The sequence below is a fragment of the Allobosea sp. genome, assembly GCF_048595345.1.
Taxonomy (GTDB): Bacteria; Pseudomonadota; Alphaproteobacteria; order Rhizobiales; family Beijerinckiaceae; genus Allobosea.
The window spans coordinates 1-4292 of the sequence record NZ_JBMDWH010000186.1 but is presented as its reverse complement, the minus strand read 5'-3'; the positions used below and the strand labels follow the sequence as shown (position 1 = coordinate 4292).

The following is a 4292-nucleotide window of genomic DNA, read 5'->3' as shown; positions in this document are numbered from 1 at the left end:
GGTTCGCACCTCGCTCGACGAGAAGGCGATGAAGAGCAAGGTCAAGTCGGCCGCCCGCAAGGCGATCCGCAACATCGGCTACGAGCAGGACGGCTTCCACTGGAAGAAGGCCAAGATCGACGTGCTGCTGCATCCGCAGTCCGCCGACATCGCGGTCGGCGTGGACGAGGCCGGCAACAAGGATGTCGGCGCCGGCGACCAGGGCATCATGTTCGGCTATGCCAGCCGTGAGACGCCCGAACTGCTGCCCGCCCCGATCTATTATGCGCACAAGATTCTCGAGACGCTGACGCTCGCCCGCAAGAAGGGCGAGGGCGACGCCGCCAAGCTGGGCCCGGACGCCAAGAGCCAGGTCACGGTCAAGTACGAGAACGGCAAGCCGGTCGGCGTCACCCAGATCGTGCTTTCCACCCAGCATCTGGACGAGACCCTGACCTCGGCGGACGTTCGCAAGATCGTCGAGCCCTATATCCGCCAGGCCCTGCCCGATGGCTGGATCTCCAAGGAGACCGTCTGGCATATCAACCCGACCGGCAAGTTCGTGATCGGCGGTCCCGACGGCGATGCCGGCCTGACCGGCCGCAAGATCATCGTCGACACCTATGGCGGCGCGGCACCCCATGGCGGCGGCGCCTTCTCGGGCAAGGACCCGACCAAGGTCGACCGCTCGGCCGCCTATGCGGCACGCTACCTCGCCAAGAACGTCGTCGCGGCCAAGCTCGCCGATCGCGCCACGATCCAGCTCTCCTACGCCATCGGCGTCGCCAAGCCGCTGTCGATCTATGTCGACCTGCATGGCACCGGCAAGGTGGACGAGGCGAAGCTGGAGGAGGTGCTCGGCACGCTGGTCGATCTGTCGCCCAACGGCATCCGCAACCATCTCGGCCTCAACAAGCCGATCTACGCCAAAACCTCGGCCTACGGCCATTTCGGCCGCAAGCCCGGCCGCGACGGCTCCTTCTCCTGGGAGAAGACCGATCTCGTGGACGCTCTCAAGAAGGCCGTCGCCTGAGACAGCGCTTTCGCTTGAAGAGACGAAGGCCGGAGCCGATCGCTCCGGCCTTTTCATTTTGCTTCAGGCATTCTATCCGCCCCGTCATCCGAGGCGGAGCGAGTCCCGGATCGGCGCGGCCGAAGCCGCTTGGCCGGGATGACCTGGGTTCCTGCGAGACGATCCCGAATGACCGACAATCCCGACCACGACGACCGCGCCTTCTTCGGTCGCCGCAAGGGCAAGGCGCTGCGCGACGGGCAAAGCCACCTGATCGAGCATGTTCTGCCGCGCCTGCGCCTGCCCGAGGGCGAGATCGGCGACCTTGAGGCGCTGTTTCCCGGCCCGGTCGAGGCGGTGCGGCTCGAAATCGGTTTCGGCGGCGGCGAGCATCTCCTGATGCGCATGCGTGAGAGCCCGCAGATCGGCTTCATTGGAGTCGAGCCCTTCATCAACGGCATGGCCAAGCTCCTGGCCGTCGCGGACAGGGAGGGCCTGACCAATATCCGCGTCTGGGATGGCGATGCGGCCCTGATGCTGCCGCGCCTGCCCGCCGGCAGCCTCGATGCGATCGATCTGCTCTATCCCGATCCCTGGCCCAAGCGCCGCCAGCGCAAGCGCCGCTTCGTCTCGGAGCGCACGCTCGCCCTGCTGGCCCGCGCCCTGCGGCCGGGCGGGCGCTTCCGCTTCGCCAGCGATATCGACGATTATGTCGGCTGGACGCTATCGCGCCTGCTGGACTCGCCCGATTTCGACTGGAGCGACGAGCGGGCCGATGATTGGCGCCGCCCCTATCCGGGGTGGATCCGCACCCGCTACGAGGCCAAGGCGGTCCGCGAGGGCCGGGTGTCGAGCTATCTCACGGCGCTGCGTCGCGCGCCTTGAGAAAGCCGAGCACCCGCTCCGCGGTGCTCCTGCCGATCTGCTGGAAGCTCTGCTGCGCCCGCTCCAGCGCCGCATCCGACTTGCCGAGATCGCGCCGCAGCGAGATCAGCGCCGCGGTCGTCTCCCAGCTCCAGTCGAGGGCGCGGCTCACCAGCAGCACCGCCTCGCGGTCGGGGCCCATCAGGGTCTGTTCGGCGGCGGGCAGGCTCAGCCCCGCGAGCAGGCCGAAGCCGCAGATGGCGTGTTCCAGCTTGGCCTCGCGCGCGGCCTCGCGCAGCTGCGCCTCGTCGAGGTGGCCTGCGGCCTGCAGCGCCCTGACCTCGGCCAGAGCCAGCCCGAGCGAGGCGAGTTCGACGGGCACGGCCTTGGCCGCGGCCACCGCCTCGGCGCCGCGCTCCACCGCATGTTCGACCGCTTTGGCGAAGCCGGGCCTGACGGCCCGGTCGAGGCGCCGACGCGCCGCGAGCTTGGCGAGGGCCATCAGCTGCTCGGCCAGCTCCGCCGGCAGGTCGCCGCGCTGGCCCAGCGTGGCCTGCAGCACCTCGTCCTGGCCGGCGCGCATCACCAGCACGCCCATGCCGTGGCGCGAGAAGCGCGCGGTGCGATTGGCCGCGACCGCATGGGTCACGACGCGCCCGCCCCGCAGGATCAGGAAATCGGTCACGCTTTCGCGCAGATGGGGGCGCTCGGAAATCGCCAGCATGTGGTCGCGGCCCTTGGCGGCCGAGACGGCGACGAGGTCCTGATCGCTCAGTCGCGGCGAGCGCAGGAGAACGGGGCGGGCGACGGCGATCTCGTCCAGCGCCAGCGGGCGCACGACGGCAGGCGGCGCATTGGGGATGGGCGCCAGTCTTTCGGCGAGTTCCATGCGGGCGCGCAGCTCGATCGCGCGCGAGAGCCGCCCGATGACGACGTCGAAGACCCCAATCTGCTCTTCGTCCATCTGCGAGGCGGTCGCGAGAAACAGATCGGTCAGGTTCGCGATCATGAGCTCGCGCTCATGGCCCGTACCGTTCCCCATCGTCGTCTCGAGGTCGCGCAGCAAGGCGCCGACGGCCATCATGCAAACTCCCATGCACAGCTTCGACGGCCAGTTTCGCATGGAAGGATGACCAGCCCGTTAGCGTCCGCCCCGCCTGTCTCGCATCGGGCGCGCGCCGTCAGCCTTGCATCTTGGCGCGATGCGGACTAAAGAGCGGGCCAACAGCTCTGGTATCGGTCTAGGCCGATGATCAAGAGCGGGCCCGCCGGCCCGCTCTTTTTTGTTGGCTTCGACCCTGCCGGGACACCTGCGGTCCGGCCATGGACGAACCGATGAACGAAGAACACAACCCCGCCCCCGCCACTGACGCTCCCGAGGCGCGCATCGTCGTCGAAAGCGGCGTCGCCTCCCGTGTCGCGGCCATCGTCGAGCCTGCGATCGAGGACCTCGGCTATCGCCTCGTGCGCGTGCGCATCAACGGTCAGAACGGTTGCACCGTGCAGATCATGGCTGAGAAGCCGGACGGCACGATGAATGTCGAGGGCTGCGAGGAGATCAGCCAGGCGATCTCGCCGCTGCTCGATGTCGACGATCCCGTGCAGACCGCCTACCATCTCGAGATCTCGTCGCCCGGCATCGACAGGCCGCTGGTGCGGGCCTCCGATTTCGAGCGCTGGGCCGGCCATCTCGCCAAGATCGAGATGAGCGAGCCCGTCGGCGGCCGCAAGCGCTATCGCGGCATCCTGCGCGGCACGGACGGCGTGAACGCGCTGCTCTCGCGCGACGACGCCAAGAGCGACGAGGAGCGCGACGTCGGCGTGCCGATGGCGCTGATCGGCGAGGCGCGGCTGGTGCTGACCGACGCGCTGGTCACCGAATCCCTGCGCCGAGGCAAATCCGGGTTGCCGCCCGAAATGCCGGCGGCCGACGACATCGCGGCCCCGAAGAAGGGCCGAGGCAAATCGCTGGGGCCGCGCCCCGGCACCAAGAGCGGACCGGCTCCGCACCAAACCGATACGGAAGAGGAGTGAGCGCCATGGTGGTCGCCGCCAACAGGCTGGAATGGCTGCAGATCGCGGATGCGGTCGCCCGCGAGAAGTCGATCGACCGGCAGATCGTGCTCGACGCGATGGAAGACGCCATCGCGCGCGCCGCTCGCTCTCGCTACGGCGCCGAGACCGACGTCCATGCCGAGATCAACACCAAGACCGGCGAGCTTCGCCTCGCCCGCCATCTCCAGGTCGTCGAGACTGTCGAAAACCCCGCCATCGAGATCACGGTCGACGAGGCCAAGCGCCACAACCCGGCCGCCCAGGCCGGCGACATCATCGCCGATCCGCTGCCGCCCTTCGATTTCGGCCGCATCGCCGCCCAGTCGGCCAAGCAGGTCATCGTCCAGAAGGTCCGCGAGGCCGAGCGCGACCGCCAGTACGA

General features: G+C 68.6%; 5 protein-coding genes. 4 read left to right on the top strand and 1 reads right to left on the bottom strand.

Going from position 1 to position 4292, the window contains the following annotated elements; translation table 11 throughout:
* On the top strand, positions 1-1012 hold a 1012-nt coding region (metK, locus tag ACOJTB_RS16650; RefSeq protein ID WP_420103643.1), incomplete at its 5' end, for a methionine adenosyltransferase.
* Between the two features lie 168 nt (positions 1013-1180).
* Entirely contained in the window at positions 1181-1876 is a 696-nt protein-coding gene (gene trmB, locus ACOJTB_RS16645; RefSeq protein ID WP_420103642.1) for a tRNA (guanine(46)-N(7))-methyltransferase TrmB, read from the top strand.
* On the opposite strand, the gene ACOJTB_RS16640 is transcribed toward trmB, so the two are convergent.
* Entirely contained in the window at positions 1851-2939 is a 1089-nt protein-coding gene (locus ACOJTB_RS16640) for a DUF2336 domain-containing protein (RefSeq protein WP_420103641.1), read from the bottom strand. The genes trmB and ACOJTB_RS16640 overlap by 26 nt on opposite strands.
* 251 nt (positions 2940-3190) lie before the next feature.
* Between ACOJTB_RS16640 and rimP the strand changes: the two genes are divergently transcribed.
* The gene (gene rimP / locus ACOJTB_RS16635) at positions 3191-3889 is read left to right on the top strand and encodes a ribosome maturation factor RimP (RefSeq protein ID WP_420103640.1); all 699 of its coding nucleotides are present in this window, start codon (positions 3191-3193) and stop codon (positions 3887-3889) included.
* A 5-nt stretch (positions 3890-3894) separates the two neighbouring features.
* Positions 3895-4292, top strand: a 398-nt coding sequence (locus ACOJTB_RS16630) for a NusA N-terminal domain-containing protein (protein WP_420103644.1), incomplete at its 3' end; no start/stop codon positions are given.

Bases quoted from the DNA above. Each gene is read 5' to 3' on its own strand.
- rimP (WP_420103640.1), top strand. From the start codon at position 3,191: ATGAACGAAGAACACAACCCCGCCCCCGCCACTGACGCTCCCGAGGCG.
- ACOJTB_RS16640 (WP_420103641.1), bottom strand. From the start codon at position 2,939: ATGATGGCCGTCGGCGCCTTGCTGCGCGACCTCGAGACGACGATGGGG.
- trmB (WP_420103642.1), top strand. From the start codon at position 1,181: ATGACCGACAATCCCGACCACGACGACCGCGCCTTCTTCGGTCGCCGC.